The following is a 25,356-nucleotide window of genomic DNA, read 5'->3' as shown; positions in this document are numbered from 1 at the left end:
ACGGGCGCGGCTCTGCTCACGCCACCCGGCTGTGGCTCTCGACCGCGAATTCCGGATCGGCTTCGCAGATCACGCGGTTGCGGCCGTTGCGCTTGGCGGCGTAGAGGCAGGCGTCCGCACGCTCGATCAGCGCGTCGGTGTCGTCGCCCTGCTTGAGCAGGGAGACGCCGACGGAGATGGTGACGCGACCGAGGATCTCGCCGGTCGACTTCTTCTTCAATTCCTTCGCCATCACCGCGCGGCGGATGTGATCGGCGACGGTCAGGGCCTGGCGCAGCGCGGTGTTGGGCAGCACCACCGCGAATTCCTCGCCGCCGTAACGGGCGGTGATGTCCTGGCCCTTGATGGTCTGTTTCAGCGACAGGCCGACGAGCCTCAGCACCTGGTCGCCGGTGAGATGGCCGTAGGAATCGTTGAACGACTTGAAGTGATCGATGTCGAACAGCAGCAGCGACAGCGGCTCGCCCGAGGCGAGCGCGCTCTGCACGGCCATGCCGATCATGCGGTCGAAATATTTGCGGTTGCCGAGGCCCGTGAGCGGGTCGGTCAGGCTCTCGGCGCGGATCGCCTCGAGGCTCTGCTGGAGATTGCTGATCTCGCTCTTCGACAGCGTCAGCCGGTCCTCCAGCGCCTTGTTGGTCTCGCGCATCTCGCGGGTCGAACGCAGCAGCGTCTCGACGATCGCCTTGATCTGCTCGCGGCTCTTGGCCGACGACAGCTTTTCGGACGCGTCCGACAGGCTTGTATCGTAGGAGCCGGTCATCCCGAGCGCATCGCTGAGTACGCGCATCACGTCGTCGATCTCGCCGATGACGCGCGCGCCGACCTTGTCGATGCGGTCGGTGGTCTTGATGTGGGAGAGATAGGTCTCGTAGATCTGCTCGAGATCGGCTTCGGTCAGCTTGCCGTGGCGCGCCAGCGTCTCGTTGATGATCTTGTTGAGCGGTGCGTTGTAGCCGGTGGCGTAGACGTACCAGATCTCGTAATTGCGGGGAATTGCAGTTTGGCGGAGCGAGCGGATCTGACCGAGCGCTACCTCGGCGAACGCCATCGTGCGTTCGTGTTCGTCGAGAACCTTGACCACGGAACATACCCCACAGCGGTCGGTGCGCCCTCGACCGCAGTAATGCTTAAATTATGTTCGTAGGCTAACGGACGATCGTGAACACCCCGTAAATATACGTTCACGAATGCATCTGAAAAAGTGTGCGGCAGTCTGTCTCAACCAGCCTGAAGCGCGTCGCGCTTCAGGCGCCGGCGGGGGAGCGAACCGGCCGCAGCAGGAACGCCGGCAGGTGCGAATGATCTCCCGGCTCGGTGTCGACCTCGCGCTGGCGGCGCGGCTCGGGACGGCCGATCGACGGCACATGCGAATTGTTGGCCGGCGCCCGCGCACCATGACGCGGCTCGGATGATGGCCTGGCTTCGCGCGGAGGTCTTGCCTCGCGTGCAGGCCTCGCCTCGGCGGCGGGCCGTGCCTCGGCTGAGTGCCTTGCCTCACCACGCGCTTCGCGCGGCTCGTGGCTGCGCTCACGATCGCGGCCGCCGCGTTGCGGCTTGCCGCGTCCGCCACGCGAGCGCTCGCGGCCGCGCTGCTCGCGCGGACGCTCGGTCGCATCGCCGGCTTCTGCGTGCACTTCGTAGTCGCCTTCGGCGCGCGGAATGCTCTGGCCGATCAGCTTCTCGATCGCCGCCATCGACTTCTGGTCGAGCGGCGTCACGATCGAGATCGCGGTGCCGGTGCGGCCTGCACGGCCGGTGCGGCCGATGCGGTGGACGTAGTCATCGGCGTGGTGGGGGACATCGAAATTGAAGACGTGGCTGACCTCGGGAATGTCGAGGCCGCGGGCGGCGACGTCGGAGGCGACGAGGAGCGGCAGCTCGCCCTTGCGGAACTGGTCGAGCGCGGCCATGCGGGCCGGCTGATCCATGTCGCCATGCAGGGCGCCGACGCTGAAGCCGTGCTTCTGAAGCGATTTGTGAACGATCGCGACCTCGCGCTTGCGATTGCAGAAGATGATCGCGTTCTTGAGGTCCTTGGCCTCGCGCAGCAGGCGGCGAAGCAATTCGCGCTTCTCGTGCGCCTCGCGTCCGGCGGGCACCTGGGCCTGCGTGACGGTGACGGCAGTGGTAGCGGGGCGGGAGACTTCGACCTTCTGCGGATTGTGCAGGAAGGCCTCGGTGATGCGCCGGATTTCCGGCGGCATGGTCGCGGTGAAGAACAGGGTCTGCCGGGTGAAGGGGACGAGCTTGCAGATGCGCTCGATGTCGGGAATGAAGCCCATGTCCAGCATGCGGTCGGCTTCGTCGATGACGAGCAGCTCGACGCCGGTAAGCAGCAGGCCGCCGCGCTCGGTGTGGTCGAGCAGGCGGCCCGGGGTGGCGATCAGCACGTCGACGCCGCGCATCAGCTTGGCATCCTGGTCGCCGAACGAGACGCCGCCGATCAGGAGGGCGACGTTGAGTTTCTGGCCGGCGCCGTAGCGGTCGAAGTTTTCCTTCACCTGCGCCGCGAGCTCGCGGGTCGGCTCCAGGATCAGCGTGCGCGGCATGCGCGCCCGGGCGCGCCCCTTCTCGAGGATGGTGAGCATCGGCAGCACGAAGGCCGCGGTCTTGCCGGTGCCGGTCTGGGCGATGCCGAGCACGTCCTTGCGCGCGAGGACGTGGGGGATCGCCTGTTCCTGAATGGGGGTGGGGTTGGTGTAACCGGTGGCCGCCACTGCGGCGAGGACTTTTTCGGACAGTCCGAGATTTGAAAAGGACATTGAGCCTCTGGTCGAAACCGCCGTTCGGAATCGAGGGTAATAAGGCTGGTCGCGTTCCACCCCGAAACGGCGCGCTCTCTAGGAAGCTGGGGGTGCTGACTCACGCGAACAAAGCGCAAGGCCCAGGAATCGCTCTTCGATCTGAGCTGCGTCGCCACGGAACATAGGCGGGAATTGGCCAAAGTCAATGGAGCAGGCGCGGGAAGGCCCTAAAAACCCTGAGGTTTTTGCCCAAATTACGGGCTGGCTGAGGTTTTCCGCCTCGGCCAAGGCCCGGGCGCCGGTCACCCGGGGAGACTGGCTAATGCCCTTCGAAACCCTGGGCCCGGAAGTCGCCAGGGGCCATGCCGTAGGCCGCATTGAAGACCCGGTAATAGGTCGCCAGGCTCTCGAAGCCGCAGGCGGTCGCGATGTCGGCGATCAGCCGCTCCGGGGCCTCGCGCATCAGGCGGCGGCTCTGCTTGAGGCGTTCGTCGGTCACGGTCTGCGAAAAACTCTTCTCGGCGGCCTCGAACAGCATGTGCAGGTGCCGCAGGGACACACCGAGCAGATCCGCGACCATCGCCGGAGCAAGATCCGGATTTTGCAGGTGGCGCGCGATCAGGCGCCGCGCCTGCGACAGGCGGGCTGTCCGCAGGGCAGCCTGTCCGAGCCGGCTGCCCGGCCGCATGATGCCGCGCTCGATCAGTGCCAGATGCGCCAGAGCCTGAACCAAGGAGGCCTGCACCAGGGAGGCCTGGGCGCCGTTGGCTCCGTCGTCAGCTGCGGCCACCTCATCGAGATCGGCAAAGCAGGCGCCGAGCAGGGGCGCCAGGCTGGGATCGTTGAACGTTCGGGGCGACAGCTCGCGCATGCGCTTGTCCTGCGCCGGGATGCTGCTCACCGGGATCTTCAGGATCCGCAGGTGGAAGCCGCCTTCCCCGAGCGGCAGGGTGCGATAGGGCAGGTCGGTATGGCTGGTGGCGAAGCTGCCATTGGCGATCGAAAAATCGCTGCCGCGCATGCCGCCGAACCAGCCGCCGCTGCCGAGCTGCTGGTAGACGCAGATGCTGTCGCTCGGCGCGCAGGCGATATCGGAGGTGCTGCGCTCGACCGTGTAGTGCGAGGCCTTCAGCTCGACGAGGCCGGCGCCGCCGAACTGGCGCAGCGAGAATTCACCGTAGAAGTCCGCGCGTCGCTCGCGCTCGAGCTCGGCGGTGACGCCGAACAGGCCCTTGGACCGGACTTCACGCCAATAGTCGAAGCGGTCATGCGGCTCGACCTCGTCGGTACACCAGCGATACACGGCAGCCCCTCGCGTCCGGTACGATTGCCCGGGAAAACTTAAGGAAAAACAGATTCCGATGGAATCTGCCATAGGCCATACGATGGAACCGAAGACGCGGCTGTTGAACCGTAAATGCGGCTGGGCCGACTATCACAGCAACGGCAGGGGTTCCGATCAACGAGGCCGTTCTCTAACGGGATGTTTGCGATGACGCGTCGGCTTTTCAGAATTCTGGCGGCCCTCGGCCTCGTTGCGGGCCTCTGCGGCATCGCACTGCCCGCTCACGCCGAGAAGCGCGTCGCGCTAGTCGTCGGCAACAACGATTACAAGAACGTTCCGAAGCTGCTCAAGGCGGTCAACGATGCCCGCACCATGGGCGATACGCTGAAGCAGCTCGGCTTCTCGGTGATGGTCGCCGAGAACCAGAGCCGGCAGCAATTCTCCGAGACGCTGCTCGCCTTCGACCGGGCGGTCGAGCCCGGTGACACCGCGTTCTTCTTCTACGCCGGCCACGGTTTCGAGATCGCGGGCCAGAACTATCTGCTGCCGACCGACGTGCCGGCGGCGACGGAGGGACAGGAAGAGCTGGTGCGCGACGCCTCGATCCTGGCCGACCGCATCGTCGAGCGTCTCCAGAACAAGAAGGCGCGGACCTCGATCCTGGTGTTCGATGCCTGCCGCAACAATCCGTTCGAGCGTGCCGGCACGCGCGCGGTCGCCGGCGGCGGCGGGCTCGCGCCGATGACGCAGCTGCCCGAAGGCGTGTTCTCGGTGTTCTCGGCAGGGCCCCGGCAGACCGCGCTCGATCGCCTGTCCAACGACGACGCCAATCCCAATTCGGTGTTCACGCGCACTTTCGCCAAGCAGCTGCTCGAACCTGGCGAGAACCTCGTGCAGGTGGCACAGCGCACCCGCCGTCTCGTCAGCGAGATGGCCGACACCGTCAGGCACAAGCAGGTGCCGGTTTATTTCGACCAGATGGTCGACGACGTCTTCCTCAGCGGCATCGCCAAGGACGCGGCGGCCGCGCGCCCGGCCGATCCGCCGCAGAAGCTCGCGGCCCTGCCGCCGGTGTCAGTGCCGCGCGTGCCGAAGGAGGAAACCACCAACGCGCCGATCGCGAGCTTCTCGCGCCACAATGGCGGCTGGAGCGTGGTGTTCTCCTTCGCCGATCCGACACTCGGCATTTCCTGGCGCATGGCGGGCAAGGGCGATTTCCGCGAGACCGGCTTCATCGACACGCTCGATCCGCGCACGCGCAAGCGGATGCCGAACCCGTCGATCGAGCTGCCGCCGGACGCTGCGGCCGGCACCATCGAGGTCCGCTATGTCGATCAGTCCGGCGACATGCAGGGGCCGTTCCCGATCAGGTTCGATCCCGAGGCCGCGCTGATCCGCGACCAGCGCAAGATCCTCGACATGACCTCGACGAGCTGGCTGTCATTCCGCGAGTTCAACGGGCTGCTGGTCTACTACACGCATCTCGTCTCGTATCGCTGCGCGATCCGCGAGGTGCGCATCGGCATCGACACCGCCGTGCCCAATCAGGTGCTGAAGATGCCGAATTGCGACATGCGCGACCCCAGCGCGATCAGCGCCGGCATGCCGCTCTACATGAAGCTTGCCCCGGCCACGCAGTTCGTCTCGGTGGAGCTGACCTATCGCGACGGCAGCGTCTCGGAGATCAAGAGCTTTCGGGCCGCGAACCGCAGCAACAACTGACGATGCGGGCGGGAAGCGTCGAGCGCGCGTCCGCTACGCGCGCCGCTTTCTGAACACGCGCTTGATGGACTCGATGGCTTCGATCAAGGGCGGCGCCAGCGAGAAGAACGCGCCCATCGCGATCGAGATGATGACGTGGCGCAGCAGGAGCTTCTCCTGCTCCTCGAACGGATAGCCGTTCTGGTTGATGGGCACCGTCGCAAGCGTGCCGGTCGGGCCCGGATCGGGCTTCCGCGGCTTGCGCGGCGGGATCATGATCACGACGAAAAGCACGTTGATCAGGATCCACACGCCGAGCAGTATAAGGATCGTCCGCACTTCAATTTCCTGAAAGCAATCGAATTTGGCTGCAACGCTAACGGGCATTCACAGCTGCGGCAAATTAAACTTGCCTGCTGCACCGCACAGAAAACTTAAGTCGTAAATGAGGGCAGCCTTGAACCCGAGTTCCTCCGTAAAAGTCCGGTGTTGTGTCGTCGGCGGCGGGCCCGCCGGCATGATGCTCGGCTATCTCCTCGGGCGTGCCGGCATCGACGTCGTGGTGCTGGAGAAGCACGCGGATTTCTTCCGCGACTTTCGCGGCGACACCGTGCATCCCTCGACGCTTCAGGTGATGGATGAGCTCGGCCTGATCGACGGCTTCCTGAAGCTGCCGCATCAACGCCTGCAGAAGATGGACGGACTGTTCGGCGGTACGCCGGTGCGGATCGCCGACCTAAGACGGCTGCACATCAAGTACCCGTTCATCGCCTTCATGCCGCAATGGGACTTCCTGAATTTCCTGCGCGAAGAGGGCCGGCGCTTCGCCTCGCTCAAGGTCATGATGAACACCGAAGCCGTCGATCTTTTCCGCCGCGGCGACACCATCGCCGGCGTGCGGGCGACGACGCCGGACGGCGCCATCGACATCGAGGCCGATCTCACCATCGCCTGCGACGGCCGGCATTCGACGGTGCGCGAGCGCGCCGGACTCGAGGTCGAGGAGATCGGGGCGCCGATGGACGTGCTGTGGTTCCGCGCCGGCCGCAAGGCTGACGAGACCGAGAACCTGTTTGCGCGCGTCGAGCCCGGCAAGATGATGATCACCTTCGACCGCGGCGACTATTGGCAATGCGCCTATGTCATCGCCAAGGGGGAGCACGATGCGGTGAAGGCGAGGGGATTGCAGGCGCTGCTCGACGACGTTGTGCGCATGGCGCCGGTCCTTCGATCCGGCATTGCCGACGTGAAGAGCTTTGACGACGTCAAGCTGCTCACCGTCGCGATCAACCGCCTCAAGCGCTGGACGCGGCCGGGCCTGCTTCTCATCGGCGATGCCGCCCATGCGATGTCGCCGGTCGGCGGCGTCGGCGTCAATCTCGCCGTGCAGGATGCGGTCGCGACCGCCAACCTGCTCGCGGACAAGCTTCAGCGCGGCTGCCCGACCGAGGATGAGCTCGACGCCGTGCGCCGCCGACGCGAGTTTCCGGTGAGGATGACGCAACGCATGCAGGTGGTCGTGCAGAACAACATCATCAGCGGCGCCCTGCAGGGCGGTGCCCGGCCGCTCAGGGTGCCGCTGATCGTGCGCCTCATCACCGCGCTGCCGTGGCTCCAGGGCATTCCGGCGCGGCTGATCGCGCTCGGCGTGCGGCCCGAGCACGTGCGGTCGAAGGCCGCGCCGACATCGTAAGCTCTACAATTCGGTAGGGATAATGTCGCGTTAAATCGCGCGGGGCGCGTTGCGTGCGTGCAACAGCGCGGACGGATTCAAGGCGCGCTGGTCGCCAATCCGGCGCCTTAACTTTCTTGATTCAAATTTGAGTAAGAGTTGCGTGTGAGCGTGCGCCCATCAAAGGACACGGGGTATACCATGCGTAACAAGTTGATTGCTGCCTTCGCCTGCACGACCGCTCTGGTTTCGGCCGGCGCTGCGTCCGCCGCCGATCTCGGTGCGCGCTACACGAAGGCGCCCGCCTATGTCGAGCCGCTGTTCAACTGGACCGGTTTCTATGTCGGCGGCCACATCGGTGGCGCATGGACCAACGAGCAGTTCATCAACAACGGGACTGGCGCGGCGTTCGGCGATTTGCTGCCGGGCGAGGGCTATCGCCAGCGCAAGTCGGGCATCATGGGCGGCGCCCAGATCGGCTACAACTGGCAGGCCAACAATTTCGTGTTCGGCATGGAAGGCACCATCTCCGGCCTCGACAACAAGGGCACGATCGTGAACACCGCGTTCGCCCCGGCGAACGACGTGTTCTCCTGGCGTGCCAATGTGCTGGCGACGGTCGTCGGCCGCGCCGGCTTCGCCGTGCAGAACAACCTCTTCTACATCAAGGGTGGCTACGCAGGCGTCAACAACCGGCTCTCGGTCACCGACCCGGTCGTGACGGCTACAGGCGGTCAGACGCACTGGGCCAATGGCTGGACCGTCGGTGCCGGCTGGGAATACGGCGTCACCCGCAACTGGATCGTCGGCCTCGAATACAATTACGCCGCTTTCGGCAGCCAGACCTATCAGCTCGGCGGCCTCGCGGGTAACTACACCTTCGATGCCAAGCCGCGCGACATCCAGTGGGCCGTCGTGCGCGCGAGCTACAAGTTCGACGCGCCGGTCATCGCGCGCTACTAAAGCATGATCCGGAAAAGTGTGAAGCGGTTTTCCGAAAAGATCATGCGCATACAGCAACCTGAAGCGCGATGACGATTCATCCAAATCTCATCGCGCTTTAAGCAACGAACCACCAATCAGCAAAAGAAGACGATCTCTGCCAAATTCAAAGCCCCGGCATCGCCGGGGCTTCTTTTTTGCGCGTCGCTTTCGTGCGGGAGGCCCTCAGGCCATCACCGAGAACCCGCCATCGACGGGGATCGCGGTGCCCGTGACGAAGTTGGACGCAGGCGATGCAAGGAATACCGCGATGCCGGCGAAATCGTCGATGTCGCCCCAGCGGCCGGCAGGCGTGCGTGCCAAGACCCGCTCGTGCAATCCCGCCACCTGCTGCCGCGCGCCGCGGGTGAGGTCGGTGTCGATCCAGCCCGGCAGGATGGCGTTGACCTGGATGTTGTCGGGTGCCCAGGCATTGGCGCAGGCGCGCGTGTACTGCACGATGCCGCCCTTGCTCGCCGCATAGGCGGTCGCAAAGCTCGCGCCAAAGATCGACATCATCGAGCCGATGTTGATCACCTTGCCGTTGCCGGAGGCTTTCAGCGCCGGATAGGCCAGCTTCGAGCACAAGAAGGCGCTGGTGAGGTTGGTATCGATCACCTTGTTCCACTCGTCGAGCTCGAGTTCGTGCGGCGGCTTGCGGATGCTCATGCCGGCATTGTTGATGAGAATGTCGATGCGGCCGAATTCCTTGATGACGCGGTCGATCATGGCGGCGACGGCCGCTTTGTCAGTGACGTCGGTGGCAACAGCAATCGCCTTCACGCCGCGCTGCTTGAGATCGGCAACGGCCGCGGCCGACTTGGTTTCGTTGCGTCCGACCACGGCGATATTGGCGCCGGCGTCGGCAAGTCCGTGCGCCAGGCCAAGCCCGATGCCGCCATTGCCTCCTGTGACGACCGCGACCTTGCCGCGTAGATCGAACCGGTTGGATGTCATGCTGTATTCCCTGGTTTCTTCTATTGGTTGCTCTGCCAGATCAGGACCAGCCCGAAGCCGGCCATGGCTGCGCCATAGCCGGCCCATTGCAGCTGGTTGACCATGAAGCTCGATCGCGGCCACGGCACCGTGCCCGTGCCCTGTCCGATCCAGAGCAGCCCGACGGCAGTCGCAAGCAGGCCTGCTACAAGCAGAAATCTGCGCATTCATTCCTCCCGTCGGTCCGCTTTTGTCGCGGCCCACGGCATCGACGATTGCCGCAAGCCACGAAAACTTGACGCCAGACTAGCCGTAGCTTCGGTTCGGATACAATGGGCCAAGGCTGCAAGGCTGCGAGGAGGACGTATGTCCGTGCGCAAGATCATCCTGGGGGCTGCGGCTGCGGCACTGGCGGTGGCCTATGCCGTCATTCCGCGCCACGCGGATCTGCGGGCATTCGATCCGGCCGAGATGGCGCGGCTGGAGACCGCAATGTGGCGCGACTATTACGACAAGCGCTATGTCGCGCTGGTCTGTCATCTCTACACATCGACGCGGACGCAGTTCGGCTTCTCGCCGTATCAAAGCCTGCATGTCGCGTTCAACGCGGCCGAGGCGGCCAGAACGTTCCAGCCGACGCAGTCGCGTCAGGAGGCCGATGCGGCGCTGCCGGCCCTCATGGCCTACTACCGCGACTTTGCGCCCGCTGCGCCCGCGGCATTCGACGTCGAGGCGGCCGCCCGTCTCGAACTGGACTGGTGGCAGGCCCGCCGCGAGGCGGTGGTCGCCGGCGACTACGGCCTCACCATCGCGCGCGTGGCCGCGCTGACCTATGGCAAGGCGGCTGATGATCCCGGCATCCGGCAGTTCGGCATCGCCCGGGCCGAAGCCATGGCGCTTCGCGATGCACGGGGTGAGGCGATCACCGATGCCGATTGGGCCGCGATCGAGGCCCGGCTCGCCGGCGCGTATGGGGCGCTGAAGGCGAGCGTCGTGCGCTGAAACGAAAAAGCCCCGGACGATGCCGGGGCTTTGACGTCTGAATGGGAGATTAGATCAGTACTTCGCGACGACCGGACCGGTCCAGTTGAAGCGGTAGACCAGCGAGGTCGAGATCGTCTGGTTCCAGCTGTTGGCGCGGATGCTGTTGGCGAGCGGGAGGTTGCCGACGTCGGACAGCTCGGTCTGGGTCTTGGCGTTGTAGAAGGCCGAACGATACTCGGTCTTCATGAACCAGCCGGGCGAGGTGATGCCGAAGATGTTCAGGCTGTTCTCGACGCCGCCGCCGATGAACCAGCCGTTGCGGTTGTAGCTGCCGAGGTGAGCACCGGCCGGCACGCCAGCCAGGGTCAGGAAGTTGGTCTGGCCGAAGTGAGCGCCGGAGTAACCGCCGTTGACGTAGGAGAGAACGTTCGGGGCGACCAGCCAGCCGAGGCGAACACCAGCGGCCCAGGAATCTTCCAGCTTCTGGTTGCCGGTCCAGCCATTGATCGGATCCTGAACCGTGGCGCGGATGCTGCCGAACTGACCGTCAGCGAACACGCCGGCGACCCAGGTGCCGCTGAACTGCCAGTCATAGCCGAGGCCGACGGTGCCGAACCAGCCCGAGCCACCCTGACGCTGGGTGATGGTCAGCGGAACCGCGCCGACGGTGCTCTGGACAGACTGGTCGGAATTCGAGAGGCCGCCGCCGCCGCCGCCGAAGATGTAGAAGCCGGTCCAGTTGGCGACGGGAGCCGCAACCGGGGCCTTCACGTAGGGACGGGCCGCCAGATCGGCCGCGGAGGCCGAACCGGTCATCGCCGCAACCGCGGTCAGAGCCAGCAAAATCTTCTTCATGATAAAATCCCCAACCTTGGTCTGCAGCAGGCGCGAGCGCACTGAAGTTCGTGTCATCTGATGCCTGAACTATAGACGTTTCCCGCCGAAATGCTGTTGCGTGGCAGGCACAGTCGCCGGAAAACGCCGGTCGGCAGGGTTTTGAGGTGGTGGCGTTGATGTCGCTGAAAGACACGTAATATCAGTATGTTGCGCGGCTATTTTAATTCCGGTCCCGGGTAAGTTTTCGTTAGCAAATTCGGCTTTGTCCGAAACGGAGGCAATCCTGCCTCAGCCTTTGCCGCCGCTGAGTCGCTGGCCGAGTCGCGCTTCAGCAGGAATCGCAGGGACGGGCGGTATCGTCCCCCACATGAAAAAAAGCCCCCGGACCTGATGGAGCCGGGGGCCTTTTTTGACGGGAGCGTGCGACGTCAGACGTCGAGCAACTCCTCGTTGGCAAATTCGGCCTTGTCCGAGATGAAGGCGAAGCGCGCTTCGGCCTTGGTGCCCATCAGCCGTTCCACCGAATCCGCCGTCGTGTCGCGGTCGTCGGCGAGCAGGACCACCTTGAGCAGCGTCCGCTTGCTCGGATCCATGGTGGTTTCCTTGAGTTGCGCCGGCATCATCTCGCCGAGACCTTTGAAGCGGTTCACCTCGACCTTGGCGTTGGCGTTGAACGCGCTCTTGAGCAGCGCCTCCTTGTGCGCGTCGTCGCGGGCGTAGACCGATTTCGAGCCGTGCGTGAGCTTGTAGAGCGGTGGCACGGCGAGGAAGAGGTGGCCTTCGTCGATCAGCCGCGGCATCTGCCGGTAGAAGAAGGTGATCAGCAGCGAGGCAATGTGCGCGCCGTCGACGTCGGCGTCGGTCATGATGATGATGCGCTGATAGCGCAGATCCTCTTCGCGATAGTGCAAGAGCTGTCCGCAGCCGATCGCCTGCACAAGGTCGGAGAGCTGCGCATTCGCGGTCAGCTTGTCCTTGCCGGCGGAGGCGACGTTGAGGATCTTGCCGCGCAGCGGCAGCACGGCCTGGGTCTTGCGGTCGCGCGCCTGCTTGGCGCTGCCGCCTGCCGAGTCGCCCTCGACGATGAAGAGCTCGGAGCCTTCGGTGCCGGCATCAGTGCAGTCGGCGAGCTTGCCGGGCAGGCGCAGCTTCTTGCCGGCGGTCTTGCGCGCGGTTTCCTTTTCTTGCCGCCGGCGCAACCGCTCCTCGGCGCGGTCGATGACGAAGTCGAGCAACCGGTTGGCCATGTTCGGATTACCCGACAGCCAATGGTCGAACGGGTCCTTCATCGCCTGCTCGACGATGCGCTGCGCCTCGGCGGTGGCGAGGCGATCCTTGGTCTGGCCCTGGAATTCGGGCTCGCGCACGAACACCGAGAGCATCACGGCCGCTCCCACCATCACGTCTTCGGAGGTGACGGAGGCGGCGCGCTTGCCCTGGCCGACGCGCTCGGCGTGATCCTTCAGACCGCGCAGCAGGGCGCTGCGCAGGCCGGATTCGTGCGTGCCGCCATCCGGCGTCGGCACGGTGTTGGTGTAGGAGGAGAGAAAACCGTCGGCATCCGCGGTCCAGGCCACCGCCCATTCGCAGGCGCCATGCGCGCCGTTGCGGCCCGACTTGCCCGAGAAGATGTCCGGGTGCACCAGCGTGTCGGCGTGGATCGCCGCGGCGAGATAATCCTTGAGGCCGCCGGGGAAGTGGAACGTTGCCTCCGCCGGCACGTCCTCGATGCCCTTGAGCAGCTCGGGCGCGCAGTTCCAGCGGATCTCGACGCCACCGAACAGATAGGCTTTCGAGCGCGTCATCTTGAACAGGCGCTGCGGCTTGAACGCGGCCTTGGCGCCGAAGATGTCGGTGTCGGGCTTGAAGCGCACGCGCGTGCCGCGGCGGTTGCTGACCTTGCCGAGGTCCTCGAGCTTGCCCTTGGGATGGCCGCGCTCGAAGGTCATGCGATGCAGCTTCTGGCCGCGCGCGACTTCGACTTCAAGGCGCGAGGAGAGGGCGTTGACGACGGAGATGCCGACGCCGTGCAGGCCGCCCGAGGTCTCGTAGACCTTGCTGTCGAACTTGCCGCCCGAATGCAGCGTGCACATGATGACTTCGAGCGCCGACTTCTTCGGAAACTTCGGGTGCGGATCGATCGGGATGCCGCGGCCGTTGTCGGTGACAGTCAGGAACCCGTCGGCGCTGAGGTCCACCTCGATGAAGGTCGCGTGTCCCGCGAGCGCCTCGTCCATCGAGTTGTCGATGACTTCGGCGAACAGGTGATGCAGCGCCTTCTCGTCGGTTCCGCCGATATACATGCCGGGCCGGCGCCGCACCGGTTCGAGGCCTTCGAGCACCTCGATGTCGGCTGCGGTGTAGTCGGCTTCACCGCCGCTTCCGCGCGGCGCCGCCTTGGCGGCGGCGCGGGGCTTGGGCTCATCGCCGCCGAAAAAGTCGTCTTTTGCTTTTGGCTTCAACTGCTTGGACATATATCTTGATGTGCTTAGAGGGCCGCGTGGGCGGCGAATCGATTCAGCGGACTATGCCACTTCTGGCTTGGAAAGGTTATCGCTGGGCCGGCTAGGCGCCGTGGTTGGGAGCCAATCCCGGCAATTTTACGCCGCATTGCCAGTAGTTCCCGGCAATTTGACGTCCCAGGCCGGTTTGGACCGGCCTTTGTGACTTGATGTCACACAAGCCCTTGGCTTACCAGTCGTTTTCATCGAGCAGCACCTTGAGCGGGCGGGAAGGCTTATTCTGGAATGGAGCAGTTTGCGCACGCCCTGGCCGATTTCGTGCGCGCTCACCAGGCCTGGGCGGCTCCGATCGTGTTCCTGCTGGCTTTCGGGGAGTCGCTCGCCTTCATCTCGCTGTTGGTTCCGGCCTGGGGCGCGCTGGTGGCAATCGGCGCGCTGATCGGGGTCAGCGGCATCAGCTTCTATCCGGTCTGGATCGCCGGCGGCCTCGGGGCGGCGCTGGGCGACTGGGTGTCCTACTGGTTCGGCTACCGCTACAAGGAGCACGTTGCCCAGATGTGGCCGCTCTCGCGCTATCCGGAGCTGCTGCCCAGGGGCGAGGCCTTCGTGCGCAGCTGGGGGATACCCAGCATCTTCATCGGCCGCTTCTTCGGCCCCTTGCGCGCCTCGGTGCCGCTCGCGGCCGGCATTTTCGAGATGCCCTATTGGAGCTTCCAGGCCGCCAATTTCGTCTCGGCCCTGATCTGGTCGGCCGCGCTGCTGCTGTTCGGCGACGTGATCGCGAAAATCATGGAATGGATCTGGCGGGTGATCTGAGGCCCGTCATTCCGGGGTGCTCGCGAAGCGAGCGAACTCCGGTGCGCCCTTGCGCACCTGGGAATCTCGAGATTGTAGTGCAAGATTCCGGGTTCGATGCTTTGCATCGCCCCGGAATGACAATGGTCACCTTGACGGGAACCGCGACTGGCCTTATAGCCGCGCGCCATGATCAACGCAGCGACCATCCTGTTCGCCCGTCGCCGCCGCCGCAGCTTAGCGGTTTGGGCGGTCGATCGCGTTTGAGATCATCGTCTTTGCCGCTGGACCCGATCCGCGGCATTCTCTCTCCTGTCAGCGCGATCTGATCCGGCGGCTCCCACAAGGAGGCCAGCAGGAGACCACGATGTACACGCCACCCTTTTTCAAGCAGGACCGCGCCGCGAGCCTGAAATTCGCCGAAGAGCGCGGCTTCGGCACCATATGCGCCTTCGACGGCAAGAAGCCGATCGCCTCGCCGTTGCCGTTCTATCTGACCTATGCCGCAGACGGCACGCCGCAGGCCGCCTTTCATCTCGCCCGTCACAATCCGCTGCTAAAGCTTGCCGACGGTGCGGCCTCCTGGCTGCTCGCGGTCAACGGCCCCGATGCCTATGTATCGCCTGACTGGTACGTCTCGCCGGATCAGGTGCCGACCTGGCTGTACCAGTCGGTGCATCTGAGCGGGCCGGTGCGGCCCTTGTCGGACGCGGAGCTGTCGGTGCAGATCGATACGCTCAGCGACAAGTTCGAGACCTGGCTGCTGCCGAAGAAGCCGTGGACGTCAGGCAAGATGACGGCCGGGCGGCTCGAGGCGATGAAGAAGGGAATCGTGGGTCTGCTCATGACGGTTGAAGAGGTCGAAGGCAGCTTCAAGCTCAACCAGCACAAGTCAGACGCCGACTATACTGCTACCGCCAATGCGCTCGGCGCACAGCCCGCTGCCGACGCCAGGGAAATCGCGCAACTGATGCAGGACGTGAGGCCGGAAGCCTTTGCGGCCGAAACCAACAAGCTCGAAGGGAGCATTCCATGAGCCTCGCTGAGACGACGAAAACCCCGACCACGGGCGCTGCCAAAAGGCCCGCCACCGTCTTCGTCGATGGCGGCTCCGGCACCACGGGGCTCGGCATCAACGAGCGGCTGAAGCTCCAGAGCGACGTTGCGGTGAAGACCATCGCCGACGACAAGCGCAAGGATCCCGCGGCGAAGAAGGCGCTGATGGAGGAGGTGGATCTCGTTATCCTCTGTCTCCCCGACGACGCCGCCAGGGAAACGGTCGCGCTGGTCGACAGCATGGGCGCGGCGGGACCGAAGGTGCTGGACGCCTCCACCGCCTACCGGGTCGCACCCGACTGGGCCTACGGCTTTCCGGAGCTGACGCCGGACCAGGCCGGCAAGATCAAGGCGGCGAGCAAGGTCTCCAATCCCGGCTGTTATCCGACCGGCGGCATCGCGCTGCTGCGGCCGATCGTCGATGCCGGCCTGCTGCCCCCGGACTATCCCGTCACCATCAACGCGGTGAGCGGCTATTCCGGCGGCGGCAAGTCGATGATCGCGAGCTTTGAAGACGGTAGCGCCCCGTCCTTCGAGCTCTACGGGCTCGGCTTCGAGCACAAGCATCTGCCGGAGATGCAGCTCTATTCGAACCTGACGCGGCGGCCGATCTTCATTCCCTCCGTCGGCAACTATCGGCAGGGCATGCTGGTCTCGGTGCCGCTCCAGCTCGACACGTTGCCGGGGAAGCCTGGCGGTGCCGACCTTCAGGCCGCGCTGGCCAAGCGCTATGCCGGTTCGAAATACGTCAAGGTGATGCCGCTGCAGAACGAGGCGACCAAGGGCGGCCGGCTCGAGCCGGAGGCGCTCAACGAGACCAACATGCTCGAGCTCTACGTCTTCGCCAGCGACAAATATCACCAGGCGGTGCTGGTCGCCCGGCTCGACAATCTCGGCAAGGGCGCCTCGGGCGCAGCCGTGCAGAACATGCGGTTGATGCTGGGACTGTCGGAGGAGTAGGGCGGATCTCTATCCTCCGTCATTGCGAGCGAAGCGAAGCAATCCAGAATTCCCACCGCGGCGACAGTCTGGGTTGCTTCGTCGCTTCGCGCCTCGCAATGACGACGGAGGTGGCGTCAAACCACCCTGAAGATTGCCAGCGCCAGCACGGCCTGTGCGAGGAAGCCGACGGTGAAGGCGAGCGTGCGGAACACCGGGATGCCGAGCGCGTACACGATCAGGTGGGCGACGCGGGCCCAGAAATAGACGGCGCAGGCGAACACCGTCCATTTCGAGGAATAATCGATCGCGTTCAGGATCAGCACCAACGGCGCGAACAGCACGAGGTTCTCGACTGCATTGTCGTGCGCGAACATCAGGCGGTTGGCCCACTCGGCCTGAGGCTTGTCGCCGCGCGAGGGGTTGGCCAGCGCGCCGCTGAGCCCGCGCACCTGGCAGCGGTTGATGGTGTAGGGAATCCAGAGGATCCCGGTCAGGATCACCGTCAGTGTCAGCCAGAACAATTCGCGCGTCATAGTCCGGTCCCCTCTGTCGTCGCTGTGTTGAGAGCGAGTCTATACAAGAGCGCCGCAGAGTCCGCTACGCGCGAACCCTGACATAGCTGCCGGGCGCGTCCTCGATCGGGGGCAGCGCCTCGCTGCCGACGCTGCGCGCCGGGACTTCCTCGGGATCGAGGCTGCCCAGCCACTCGCGCCAGTCCGGCCACCACGAGCCCTTGTGCTCGACCGCACCCTTCATCCATTCGGCGACGCTGACGTCCTTGATGTTGTCGTTGGTCCAGTACTGGTACTTGTTCGAGGCGGGCGGATTGACCACGCCGGCGATGTGGCCCGAACCGGACAGCACATACTTCACCGGGCCGCCGAAGAATTGCGAGCCGTACAGCACCGACTCGGCCGGAGCGATGTGGTCCTCGCGGGTGGCGAGGTTGTAGACCGGCACCTTGACCTTGGAGAGATCGAGCAGCGTGTTGTCGAGCACCATCGTGCCGGTCGAGAGCCGGTTCTCCAGGTAGCAATTGCGCAGGTAATAGGAATGGTTCGACGCCGTCATTCGCGTCGCGTCCGAATTCCAGTGCAACAGGTCGAACGCGCTCGGCTGCTGGCCCTTGAGGTAGTTGCTGACGACATAGGACCAGATCAGGTCGTTGGACCGCAGCATGTTGAAGGCCATCGCCATCTTCGAGCCTTCGAGCACGCCGGCCGTCTTCATGTCATGCTCGAGCGCGGCGATCTGCTCCTCGTCGACGAAGACCAGCAGATCACCCGCATGGGTGAAGTCGACCTGCGCCGCGAAGAACGTCGCCGAGCTCACGCGCTGGCGGCGCTTCTCGGCAAGCCAGGCCAGCGTGGTCGCGAGCATGGTGCCGCCGACGCAATAGCCGGCGGTGTGGACCTTCATCTCGCCGGTGACCTTCTCGATCACGTCCATCGCCGTGAGCGGGCCTTCCTTCATGTAGTCTTCCCAGCTCTTGTTGCCGAGCCGCTTGTCGGGATTGACCCATGAGATCACGAACACGGTGATGCCCTGGTCGACGCACCACTTGATGTAGGATTTCTCCGGCTTGAGATCGAGGATGTAGAACTTGTTGATCCAGGGCGGCACGATCAGGAGCGGGGTGCGCAGCACCTTCTCCGTGGTCGGCGAATACTGGATCAGCTGCATCATCTCGTTCTGGTAGATCACCTTGCCCGGCGTCGTCGCCATGTTGACGCCGACGACGAGGTTGTCCGGGTTGGACTGGCGGATCTTCAGCATGCCCTTGCCGGCCGCGATGTCCTCGGCCAGCATCTTCAGGCCGCGCGCCAGGTTGCCGCCGCTGCTCGCCATCGTCTCGCGCAGCACTTCCGGATTGGTCAGCACGAAGTTCGACGGCGACAGCGCGTTGGTGACCTGCTGGACGTAGAACTCCGCCTTGCGGCGGGTGTGCGCATCCAGGCCGTCGGCGTCGCGCACCAGCTCCTGCGCCCATTTGGTCGTGAGCAGATAGAGCTGCATCACGAAATCGAAGAACTGGTTCGACTTCCATTCCGGGTCGGCGAAGCGCTTGTCGCGCGGCGAGGGCGCGATCGCAGGCGCGGCATCCTGGCCGGCCATGCGGCGCGCCGCCGAGCCCCAGAGGTCGAGATAGTCCTTGGCAAGCTTGGTCTGCAGATCGGACGAGCGCGAAGAGTCCGACAGCCAGTATTCGGCGACCGCGGTGAAGGTCTTGACGACTTCGGCAAGCTCGGCCGGCGGGCGGTCCTGCACCTCGCCGCTCTCGCGCGGCTTGAGGTAGGCGGCCAGCGCCTTGCCGCCGCTTTCCATCGCCCGCGCGACATTCATCGCGAAGGCTTCCGCATCGAACTTCGTCTCGGTTGTCCCGGAGCCGGGCTTGTCGGTCGTGGCGGTACTCATGCGCAGAACAGTAACGATTCATTCCGTATTCGTCACCGCGAAGCTCGCAGGTTTGGCGTTAAACACGCTCCAAGATGTGCTGCACTGCGACAAGTTTCCTTGGTTCTGTCATAATCAGGCCGCACCGGCCGGCTTGGTGGGGACCGGGGTTGTATTCTTGGCTCGCACCATTTCGGGCAGCAATGGTTTGAGCTTGGGCGTGGTGTCGGGTAGGCTTACCCGGGCCGTGCTTTGGGACGAGTAGGGGATTCCCAAGTGTTGGCGTTAAGGGACCTGCAAAAGACGCTGCCGATCCGCGGCGCGCTGCTGATGGTGGCGCTCGCCCTCGGCGGCTGCTCGAGTCAGTTCGCGGATCTTACGCCTGCGGATGCGCAGGCACATCCAAAGGAGCCCGGCACCTATTTGCCTGTGCACGACCTGCCGCCCGATCGCGATCAGGCGGTCATCCCGCCGGACCAGCGCGCCAAGATCGAGGCCGAGCTTGCTGCCGCGCGCGATCGCCAGGCCGTTGCCGCCAAGGACGCCAAATGAGGCCGTGCAAGGTAATCGCTGGCGCCCCCGCCTTGCCGTGCTAAAAGACCTGAGTTCAGCCGAGAGTCAGGGCGAACGACTTCAGCCTCCGCCGCTAGAAATTGCTCTAAGTATTTGATTTTGAGCCATTTAACGGCCGGGCCGAGCGCTTCTGCGATTGGCGCTCGTGGCCAGTCGATTCTGTTCTGACCGGTTGCCCGGAGCCCAGAGAGCCATGGAAGAATTTTACCGCATCCGCCGCCTTCCGCCTTACGTGTTCGAGCAGGTCAACCGGGCCAAGGCGGCCGCGCGGAATGCCGGCGCCGACATCATCGACCTCGGCATGGGCAATCCGGACCTGCCGGCGCCGCCGCATGTGCTGGAGAAGCTCAAGGAGACGCTCGGCAAGCCGCGCACCGACCGCTATTCGGCCTCCCGCGGCATCCCCGGCCTGCGCCGGGCCCAGGCTGCCTATTACGATCGCCGCTTCGGCGTGAAGCTCAATCCCGACACCCAGGTGGTGGCGACGCTCGGCTCCAAGGAGGGCTTTGCCAACGTGGCGCAGGCGATCACCGCGCCCGGCGACGTCATCCTGTGTCCGAACCCGAGCTACCCGATTCACGCCTTCGGCTTTTTGATGGCGGGCGGCGTGATCCGCTCGGTCCCCTCGGAGCCGACGCCGCAATTCTTCGAGGCGGTGGAGCGGGCGATCGTGCATTCGATCCCGAAGCCGCTGGCGCTGGTGGTCTGCTATCCCTCCAACCCGACCGCCTATGTCGCGAGCCTCGACTTCTACAAGGACCTCGTCGCCTTCGCGAAGAAGCACGAGATCCTGATCCTGTCCGATCTCGCCTATGCCGAGGTCTATTTCGACGAGAGCAACCCGCCGCCGTCGGTGCTCCAGGTGCCGGGCGCGATCGACGTCACGGTCGAGTTCACCTCGATGTCGAAGACTTATTCGATGGCCGGCTGGCGCATGGGCTTTGCGGTCGGCAATGAGCGCGTGATCGCAGCGCTCGCCCGCGTCAAATCCTATCTCGACTACGGCGCCTTCACGCCGGTGCAGGTCGCCGCGACCGCGGCGTTGAACGGCCCGGATGATTGCATCAAGGAGATGCGCGACACCTATCGCAAGCGCCGCGACGCGCTGGTGGAATCGTTCGGCCGCGCCGGCTGGGAGATTCCGCCGCCGGAGGCCTCGATGTTTGCCTGGGTGCCGCTGCCGGAAGCCTTCCGCAGCGTCGGCAGCATGCAGTTCGCGACCCTGATGGTGGAGAAATCCGGCGTTGCGGTCTCGCCCGGCGTCGGCTTCGGCGAGCATGGTGAAGGATATGTCCGCATCGCCATGGTGGAAAACGAGCAACGGATCAGGCAGGCCGCGCGCGGCGTGCGCCGCTTCCTTGAAAGCGGCATCGAAACGTTGCACAACGTCGTTCCGCTCGCCAACCGGCGCTAATTCTCTTCGACAGGTTTTCTGAAAGCATCATGGTCGCACCCCTGAAAGTGGGCATAGCGGGGCTCGGCACCGTGGGTGCCGAAGTCGTCCGCTTGATCGAAACGCAAGCGCGCGTGCTCGCGGGCCGCAGCGGACGCGGTATTCGCGTCGTCGCCGTCACGGCGCGCTCGAAGGCCAAGAAGCGCAGCATCGACCTGCGCGGCGTCGAATGGGCCAAGGATCCGCTCGCGCTGGCCACCCATCCCGAGGTCGACTGCTTCGTCGAGCTGATGGGCGGCGCGGGCGATCCCGCGCTCTCCGCGGTCGAAGCTGCGCTGAATGCCGGCAAGTCTGTCGTCACAGCCAACAAGGCGCTGCTGGCCAAGCACGGCATCAAGCTGGCGAAAGCCGCCGAAAAGCACGGCGGCGCGCTGAATTTCGAGGCAGCCGTCGGCGCCGCGATCCCCGTCATCAAAACGTTACGCGAGGGTCTTGCCGGAACCGGCATCGACCGCGTCTACGGCATCCTCAACGGCACCTGCAATTACATCCTGACCCGGATGGAGCAGGAAGGCCTCTCGTTTGCCGAATGCCTGAAGGATGCACAGCGACTCGGCTATGCCGAGGCCAATCCGTCCTTCGACGTCGACGGCCACGACACCGCGCAAAAACTCGCCATTCTCGCCAGCCTTGCTTTCGGCACGAAAGTTGCTCAAAGCGCGGTGTATGTCGAAGGCATCTCCTCCATCGCGCCGGAAGATCTTCGCGCGGCCGCCGATCTCGGTTACCGCGTCAAGCTGCTTGGCGTTGCCGTTCGCACCGCCAAGGGCATCGAGCAGCGCGTGCATCCGACCATGGTTCCAAAATCCTCCTCGATCGCGCAGGTGATGGGTGTCACCAATGCGGTCACGATCGATGGCGAGGGCATTCCGCCGATCACGCTGGTCGGCCCCGGCGCCGGTGGTGCTGCGACGGCATCGGCGGTCGTCGCCGACATCGCCGACGTCGCGCGCGGCATCCGCGCCAATCCGTTCGGCCGGCCGATCTCGCACTTGCGCGACACCAAGAAGGCGCCGATGGAGCGGCATGAAGGCGGCTACTACATCCGCCTGCTGGCGCGCGATTTCCCGGGCACCGCGGCTGCGATCGCGACCCGGCTTGCAGAGCAGAAGATTTCGATCGAGTCGATCGTGCAGCGTCATCCCAATGGCGGCGCTGCGCCCGCTGACGGCAAGGCGGTCCCTGTGCCCGTCATCCTGATCACCTACGCAACACACGAGGACGCGGTGCGCCGTGCGCTCGCCGCCGTGCAGAAGGACAAGGTGATCAGCGGACGACCGCAGGTGATCCGGATCGAGAAGAACTAGAGCATGCTCCGGACCCGGAGGGCCGCGCTAGCGCAAAGTGTGAAGCGGTATTTCGGAAAGAGCATGCTCAAATAATGAGGCGGTTCGAACGAACCGAGGGCGTTGAGAGTTGATGCGGGCAGAGACTTCTGTCCCGAACCTGTTTGAAGGAGTGAGCCGATGTCGACCCATATTGAAGTCCCCCCGCACGCCTTGCTCGAGCGCATTCTCACGCTGGAGATCGTGCGGGTGACGGAGCGGGCGGCGGTGTCGTCGGCGCGGCTGCGCGGGCACGGTAACGAGAAAGCGGCCGACCAGGCCGCGGTCGATGCCATGCGGCGCGAGCTGAACAAGCTGCCGATCCAGGGCACCATCGTGATCGGCGAGGGCGAGCGCGACGAGGCGCCGATGCTCTATATCGGCGAGCAGGTCGGCCTCAAGGCCGGCCCCGAGGTCGATATCGCCGTCGACCCGCTCGAGGGCACCACGCTGTGCGCCAAGAACATGCCGGGCTCGATCGCCACCATGGCGATGGCCGACGGCGGCACGCTGCTGCACGCGCCTGACGTCTACATGGAGAAGCTCGCGATTGGCCCCGGTTACGACAAGGGTGTGGTCGAAATTGATGCCTCGCCCGCCGACAATGTCCGCCGCCTCGCCAAGGCCAAGGGCGTCAAGCCTGACGGCATTACCGTTCTCGTGCTCGACCGTCCGCGCCATGCCAGCATCATCGAGAGCGTGCGCTCGACCGGCGCCGCCGTGCGCCTCATCACCGACGGCGACGTCGCCGGCGTGATCCACTGCGCCGACCCCGACAACACCGGCGTCGACATGTATCTCGGCACCGGCGGCGCGCCGGAAGGCGTGCTCGCGGCCGTGGCGCTGCGCTGCATCGGCGGCCAGATGCAGTGCCGCCTGATCCTCGATTCCGACGAGAAGCGCGAGCGCGCCGCCAAGATGGGCGTCAACGATCCCAAGATGATCTACGGCATCGAGGACATGGCGCGCGGCGACTGCCTGTTCGCCGCTACCGGCGTCACCACGGGCTCGCTGCTGTCGGGCGTCAAGTTCCGCAAGGACGGCGTGATCGAGACCGAGACGGTGGTGATGCGCTCCGTCACCGGTACCGTGCGCTACATCAAGGCCGAGCACCGCGAGCTGGCGAAGTTCCACCTGGATTGATCAAGGCGACACCAACTGCCGTCATTCCGGGGCGACGGGACCGCGCAAAGCGCGGCCCGGAGAGCCCGGAATCCATCGGGCGGCAGACTCCGACGCGAAATGGATTCCGGGCTCGATGCTGCGCATCGCCCCGGAATGACAACAAGGCAACAAGAACAACAGGGGAAGCGCATATGTCCGACCTTTCCGCCGTCAAAGCCCTGATCTTCGACGTGTTCGGCACGGTGGTGGACTGGCGCACCAGCCTGATCACCGACTTCATGTGGTGGGCGAAGGGCCGCGGCATCAGCGCCGACTGGACCGCTTTGGTCGACGGCTGGCGCGGCATGTACGTCGCGTCCATGGACGATGTGCGCAAGCATCCCGAGCGCGGCTATGTCATGCTCGACGATCTGCACCGCCGCTCGCTGGAGAAGCTCGTCGAGAAACTCGAGATCAAGGGCCTCGCCGACGCCGATCTCGATTACCTCACCAGGGGCTGGCACCGGCTCAATCCTTGGCCCGACAGCGTCGCCGGCCTGACCCGGCTGAAGACGAAATTCGTGATCTCGCCGCTCTCGAACGGCAACGTCGCGCTCCTCACCAACATGGCCAAGTTTGCCGGCCTGCCGTGGGATCTCATCATGTCGGCCGAGCTGTTCGAGCACTACAAGCCCGATCCCGAGACCTATCTCGGTGCCGCACGCCTGCTTGGCCTCAAGCCGCAAGAGGTGATGATGGTCGCCGCCCACAACGGCGATCTCGCCGCTGCCCAGAAGAACGGGCTCAAGACTGCGTTCGTCGCGAGGCCGACCGAGTACGGGCCGCTGCAGAAGGTCGATTTCGAGGCGACGGGCAATTGGGACATCGTCGCGAAGGACTTTGGCGGGATCGCCGACAGGCTGGGGTGCTAGGCTCCGGCCCGGGCATCTTGAGGGTGACCGAATGAGCCGACCCACCGCCATCACCGCCGCCGACGCGATCAGCACGTATATTCTGGCGAAGGATGGCAACCGTCCGCAGTTGATGACGCGCGCTTTCGCGAACGACTGTAAGCTCGAAATGATCGTCAAGACCGACGCCATTTCGTTTCCGAGTTCGGCGAAGGGACTTGAGCAGGTGACCCAGGTGCTGGTCACCGGCTTTGGCGAGCAGTACGAGAATGTGCGTACATTTTGCCTGTCGCGTCCCGGCTCGGATTATCTGCCGCATGTCCGCTGCGATTGGCTGGTCGGAATGTCGGCGAGGCAGGGCGGCGCGGTTCGCGTTGGGTGCGGACATTATGACTGGCATTTCGGCTCCGGCGATGGCCGCGTGACGAAACTGGTGATCGAGATCGCGGCCATGTCCGTGCTTCCCGCCGAGGACGCTGGACCGATCATGCGCTGGCTGGCGGCGTTGCCCTATCCATGGTGCTCGGGCGCCCAGGCAGGCGAGACTGTTCCGGATATCGATGCGTTGCGGCCCACCGCGCGCTTCCTTGCCAGCCGCAACTGAACCGCGCGACCATGCTCTTGTGGGATGGCGTGTCCGGCTATCTCGGGGGATGCCGAACAGCATTTCCGCGATGAGGCGCAGCGGCACGCCCTCGAACCGGATGCAGCCGCAAGCCCCGCCGCGGTCGCGGAGCCCGCGGAATAGCACGCTCTACTTCACGATCGGTATCGTCAGCTCTGTATCGGCCGTGTCGACCACGAAGACGGCCAGCAGCTTCGCAGGCTCGGTGTCGCTGGCGTTGGAGCTGACGGCGTGGCGATCGCCGGGCTTTTCGAAAAAGTTCTCGCCCTTCTGATAGACCTTGGCGGGCTCGTCATTGACCTGGCTTCGGATCGCGCCCTCCAGCACCGTCGCATAGATGAATGCGGAGCGCGCGTGGGTGTGGGCCGGCGAGGAGCCGCCGGGACCATATTCGACCAGCACGCCCTTCATGCTCTTGCCGGGGACATTCGGCAGCGCATGGTCGAACACCACGGTCACCTTGGCCGATTTCGCTTCAGACTGCGCCTCGGCAGCCTGTGCCGACAGGAAGACTAGGGCGCACGCCGCCGTCGCGATCAACAGTCTGCGCATGGGAAATCCTTCATCGCCGAT

At 64.8% G+C, this 25,356-nt stretch carries 24 protein-coding genes; 13 read left to right on the top strand and 11 right to left on the bottom strand.

What is annotated here, in order from left to right; all coding sequences use genetic code 11:
* Positions 1-16: 16 nt before the first annotated feature.
* From GGD63_RS02935 to GGD63_RS02925, 3 genes are all read right to left on the bottom strand, one after another.
* Positions 17-1,084: a GGDEF domain-containing protein gene (locus tag GGD63_RS02935; protein WP_183239386.1), complete on the bottom strand. Its 1,068-nt coding sequence runs from the start codon at positions 1,082-1,084 to the stop codon at positions 17-19.
* 163 nt (positions 1,085-1,247) lie between these two features.
* Positions 1,248-2,765, bottom strand: a complete 1,518-nt coding sequence (locus GGD63_RS02930) for a DEAD/DEAH box helicase (protein ID WP_183239385.1) — start codon at positions 2,763-2,765, stop codon at positions 1,248-1,250.
* Between the two features lie 301 nt (positions 2,766-3,066).
* Positions 3,067-4,050 carry a helix-turn-helix transcriptional regulator gene (locus GGD63_RS02925; protein ID WP_183239384.1) on the bottom strand — a complete coding sequence of 328 codons (984 nt, stop codon included), beginning with the start codon at positions 4,048-4,050 and terminating at the stop codon, positions 3,067-3,069.
* A gap of 189 nt (positions 4,051-4,239) precedes the next feature.
* On the opposite strand from GGD63_RS02925, the gene GGD63_RS02920 reads away from it, so the two are divergent.
* Complete coding sequence (locus tag GGD63_RS02920; protein WP_183239383.1) at positions 4,240-5,754, top strand: caspase family protein; 1,515 nt, start codon at positions 4,240-4,242, stop codon at positions 5,752-5,754.
* Positions 5,755-5,787: 33 nt separating this feature from the next.
* Here GGD63_RS02920 and GGD63_RS02915 read toward each other — a convergent pair whose 3' ends face one another.
* Positions 5,788-6,072 (bottom strand): hypothetical protein, encoded by a 285-nt coding sequence (locus GGD63_RS02915; RefSeq protein WP_183239382.1) that lies wholly within the window; start codon positions 6,070-6,072, stop codon positions 5,788-5,790.
* A 106-nt stretch (positions 6,073-6,178) separates the two neighbouring features.
* On the opposite strand from GGD63_RS02915, the gene GGD63_RS02910 reads away from it, so the two are divergent.
* On the top strand, positions 6,179-7,426 hold the full coding sequence (locus GGD63_RS02910; RefSeq protein ID WP_183239381.1) for an FAD-dependent oxidoreductase: 1,248 nt from the start codon (positions 6,179-6,181) through the stop codon (positions 7,424-7,426).
* A gap of 180 nt (positions 7,427-7,606) precedes the next feature.
* Positions 7,607-8,368: an outer membrane protein gene (locus GGD63_RS02905; protein WP_183239380.1), complete on the top strand. Its 762-nt coding sequence runs from the start codon at positions 7,607-7,609 to the stop codon at positions 8,366-8,368.
* Positions 8,369-8,572: 204 nt separating this feature from the next.
* Here GGD63_RS02905 and GGD63_RS02900 read toward each other — a convergent pair whose 3' ends face one another.
* Positions 8,573-9,343, bottom strand: a complete 771-nt coding sequence (locus tag GGD63_RS02900) for an SDR family NAD(P)-dependent oxidoreductase (protein WP_183239379.1) — start codon at positions 9,341-9,343, stop codon at positions 8,573-8,575.
* A 20-nt stretch (positions 9,344-9,363) separates the two neighbouring features.
* A complete protein-coding gene (locus GGD63_RS02895) occupies positions 9,364-9,549 on the bottom strand; it encodes a hypothetical protein (protein WP_008558617.1) in 186 nt (61 codons plus the stop codon).
* 139 nt (positions 9,550-9,688) lie between these two features.
* Between GGD63_RS02895 and GGD63_RS02890 the strand changes: the two genes are divergently transcribed.
* Positions 9,689-10,324, top strand: coding sequence for a hypothetical protein (locus tag GGD63_RS02890; protein ID WP_183239378.1), 636 nt, complete (start codon positions 9,689-9,691; stop codon positions 10,322-10,324).
* 54 nt (positions 10,325-10,378) lie between these two features.
* On the opposite strand, the gene GGD63_RS02885 is transcribed toward GGD63_RS02890, so the two are convergent.
* Together GGD63_RS02885 and parE are read right to left on the bottom strand one after the other, a co-directional pair.
* Positions 10,379-11,161, bottom strand: coding sequence for an outer membrane protein (locus tag GGD63_RS02885; RefSeq protein WP_183239377.1), 783 nt, complete (start codon positions 11,159-11,161; stop codon positions 10,379-10,381).
* 410 nt (positions 11,162-11,571) lie between these two features.
* Positions 11,572-13,617, bottom strand: a complete 2,046-nt coding sequence (gene parE, locus GGD63_RS02880) for a DNA topoisomerase IV subunit B (RefSeq protein ID WP_183239376.1) — start codon at positions 13,615-13,617, stop codon at positions 11,572-11,574.
* A gap of 273 nt (positions 13,618-13,890) precedes the next feature.
* On the opposite strand from parE, the gene GGD63_RS02875 reads away from it, so the two are divergent.
* The 3 genes from GGD63_RS02875 (at position 13,891) to argC (ending at position 16,416) form a co-directional block, all read left to right on the top strand.
* Positions 13,891-14,421 (top strand): DedA family protein, encoded by a 531-nt coding sequence (locus tag GGD63_RS02875; protein WP_183239375.1) that lies wholly within the window; start codon positions 13,891-13,893, stop codon positions 14,419-14,421.
* A gap of 346 nt (positions 14,422-14,767) precedes the next feature.
* Positions 14,768-15,436: an FMN-binding negative transcriptional regulator gene (locus GGD63_RS02870; RefSeq protein ID WP_183239374.1), complete on the top strand. Its 669-nt coding sequence runs from the start codon at positions 14,768-14,770 to the stop codon at positions 15,434-15,436.
* Positions 15,433-16,416 carry an N-acetyl-gamma-glutamyl-phosphate reductase gene (gene argC / locus GGD63_RS02865; RefSeq protein ID WP_183239373.1) on the top strand — a complete coding sequence of 328 codons (984 nt, stop codon included), beginning with the start codon at positions 15,433-15,435 and terminating at the stop codon, positions 16,414-16,416. Before GGD63_RS02870 ends, argC begins: the two co-directional genes overlap by 4 nt.
* A 116-nt stretch (positions 16,417-16,532) precedes the next feature.
* On the opposite strand, the gene GGD63_RS02860 is transcribed toward argC, so the two are convergent.
* Together GGD63_RS02860 and GGD63_RS02855 are read right to left on the bottom strand one after the other, a co-directional pair.
* Positions 16,533-16,931 (bottom strand): MAPEG family protein, encoded by a 399-nt coding sequence (locus tag GGD63_RS02860; RefSeq protein WP_183239372.1) that lies wholly within the window; start codon positions 16,929-16,931, stop codon positions 16,533-16,535.
* A 64-nt stretch (positions 16,932-16,995) separates the two neighbouring features.
* Positions 16,996-18,813 (bottom strand): alpha/beta hydrolase, encoded by a 1,818-nt coding sequence (locus tag GGD63_RS02855; RefSeq protein ID WP_183239371.1) that lies wholly within the window; start codon positions 18,811-18,813, stop codon positions 16,996-16,998.
* A gap of 255 nt (positions 18,814-19,068) precedes the next feature.
* On the opposite strand from GGD63_RS02855, the gene GGD63_RS02850 reads away from it, so the two are divergent.
* The 6 genes from GGD63_RS02850 (at position 19,069) to GGD63_RS02825 (ending at position 24,762) form a co-directional block, all read left to right on the top strand.
* Positions 19,069-19,344 carry a hypothetical protein gene (locus tag GGD63_RS02850; protein WP_183239370.1) on the top strand — a complete coding sequence of 92 codons (276 nt, stop codon included), beginning with the start codon at positions 19,069-19,071 and terminating at the stop codon, positions 19,342-19,344.
* A 214-nt stretch (positions 19,345-19,558) separates the two neighbouring features.
* A complete protein-coding gene (locus GGD63_RS02845) occupies positions 19,559-20,779 on the top strand; it encodes an LL-diaminopimelate aminotransferase (RefSeq protein WP_183239369.1) in 1,221 nt (406 codons plus the stop codon).
* Between the two features lie 29 nt (positions 20,780-20,808).
* Complete coding sequence (locus tag GGD63_RS02840) at positions 20,809-22,125, top strand: homoserine dehydrogenase (RefSeq protein WP_183239368.1); 1,317 nt, start codon at positions 20,809-20,811, stop codon at positions 22,123-22,125.
* Between the two features lie 159 nt (positions 22,126-22,284).
* On the top strand, positions 22,285-23,286 hold the full coding sequence (glpX, locus tag GGD63_RS02835; protein ID WP_183239367.1) for a class II fructose-bisphosphatase: 1,002 nt from the start codon (positions 22,285-22,287) through the stop codon (positions 23,284-23,286).
* Between the two features lie 173 nt (positions 23,287-23,459).
* Positions 23,460-24,179: a haloacid dehalogenase type II gene (locus GGD63_RS02830; protein WP_183239366.1), complete on the top strand. Its 720-nt coding sequence runs from the start codon at positions 23,460-23,462 to the stop codon at positions 24,177-24,179.
* A 31-nt stretch (positions 24,180-24,210) separates the two neighbouring features.
* A complete protein-coding gene (locus GGD63_RS02825) occupies positions 24,211-24,762 on the top strand; it encodes a hypothetical protein (protein ID WP_183239365.1) in 552 nt (183 codons plus the stop codon).
* 150 nt (positions 24,763-24,912) lie between these two features.
* On the opposite strand, the gene GGD63_RS02820 is transcribed toward GGD63_RS02825, so the two are convergent.
* A complete protein-coding gene (locus tag GGD63_RS02820) occupies positions 24,913-25,335 on the bottom strand; it encodes a cupin domain-containing protein (RefSeq protein ID WP_183239364.1) in 423 nt (140 codons plus the stop codon).
* Positions 25,336-25,356 lie beyond the last annotated feature (21 nt).

The sequence above is a fragment of the Bradyrhizobium sp. cir1 genome (assembly GCF_014198245.1).
Classification (GTDB): Bacteria; Pseudomonadota; Alphaproteobacteria; order Rhizobiales; family Xanthobacteraceae; genus Bradyrhizobium.
This window is presented reverse-complemented; position numbering and strand designations above follow the sequence as displayed.

Excerpts from the sequence above, each read along its gene's own strand:
- GGD63_RS02825 (WP_183239365.1), top strand. The coding sequence starts at position 24,211 with ATGAGCCGACCCACCGCCATCACCGCCGCCGACGCGATCAGCACGTAT.
- GGD63_RS02910 (WP_183239381.1), top strand. The coding sequence starts at position 6,179 with ATGAGGGCAGCCTTGAACCCGAGTTCCTCCGTAAAAGTCCGGTGTTGT.
- GGD63_RS02920 (WP_183239383.1), top strand. The coding sequence starts at position 4,240 with ATGACGCGTCGGCTTTTCAGAATTCTGGCGGCCCTCGGCCTCGTTGCG.
- GGD63_RS02870 (WP_183239374.1), top strand. The coding sequence starts at position 14,768 with ATGTACACGCCACCCTTTTTCAAGCAGGACCGCGCCGCGAGCCTGAAA.
- GGD63_RS02860 (WP_183239372.1), bottom strand. The coding sequence starts at position 16,931 with ATGACGCGCGAATTGTTCTGGCTGACACTGACGGTGATCCTGACCGGG.
- GGD63_RS02905 (WP_183239380.1), top strand. The coding sequence starts at position 7,607 with ATGCGTAACAAGTTGATTGCTGCCTTCGCCTGCACGACCGCTCTGGTT.
- GGD63_RS02900 (WP_183239379.1), bottom strand. The coding sequence starts at position 9,343 with ATGACATCCAACCGGTTCGATCTACGCGGCAAGGTCGCGGTCGTCACA.
- glpX (WP_183239367.1), top strand. The coding sequence starts at position 22,285 with ATGTCGACCCATATTGAAGTCCCCCCGCACGCCTTGCTCGAGCGCATT.
- GGD63_RS02895 (WP_008558617.1), bottom strand. The coding sequence starts at position 9,549 with ATGCGCAGATTTCTGCTTGTAGCAGGCCTGCTTGCGACTGCCGTCGGG.
- GGD63_RS02820 (WP_183239364.1), bottom strand. The coding sequence starts at position 25,335 with ATGCGCAGACTGTTGATCGCGACGGCGGCGTGCGCCCTAGTCTTCCTG.
- parE (WP_183239376.1), bottom strand. The coding sequence starts at position 13,617 with ATGTCCAAGCAGTTGAAGCCAAAAGCAAAAGACGACTTTTTCGGCGGC.
- argC (WP_183239373.1), top strand. The coding sequence starts at position 15,433 with ATGAGCCTCGCTGAGACGACGAAAACCCCGACCACGGGCGCTGCCAAA.
- GGD63_RS02845 (WP_183239369.1), top strand. The coding sequence starts at position 19,559 with ATGGAAGAATTTTACCGCATCCGCCGCCTTCCGCCTTACGTGTTCGAG.
- GGD63_RS02875 (WP_183239375.1), top strand. The coding sequence starts at position 13,891 with ATGGAGCAGTTTGCGCACGCCCTGGCCGATTTCGTGCGCGCTCACCAG.
- GGD63_RS02890 (WP_183239378.1), top strand. The coding sequence starts at position 9,689 with ATGTCCGTGCGCAAGATCATCCTGGGGGCTGCGGCTGCGGCACTGGCG.
- GGD63_RS02830 (WP_183239366.1), top strand. The coding sequence starts at position 23,460 with ATGTCCGACCTTTCCGCCGTCAAAGCCCTGATCTTCGACGTGTTCGGC.
- GGD63_RS02885 (WP_183239377.1), bottom strand. The coding sequence starts at position 11,161 with ATGAAGAAGATTTTGCTGGCTCTGACCGCGGTTGCGGCGATGACCGGT.
- GGD63_RS02840 (WP_183239368.1), top strand. The coding sequence starts at position 20,809 with ATGGTCGCACCCCTGAAAGTGGGCATAGCGGGGCTCGGCACCGTGGGT.
- GGD63_RS02855 (WP_183239371.1), bottom strand. The coding sequence starts at position 18,813 with ATGAGTACCGCCACGACCGACAAGCCCGGCTCCGGGACAACCGAGACG.
- GGD63_RS02930 (WP_183239385.1), bottom strand. The coding sequence starts at position 2,765 with ATGTCCTTTTCAAATCTCGGACTGTCCGAAAAAGTCCTCGCCGCAGTG.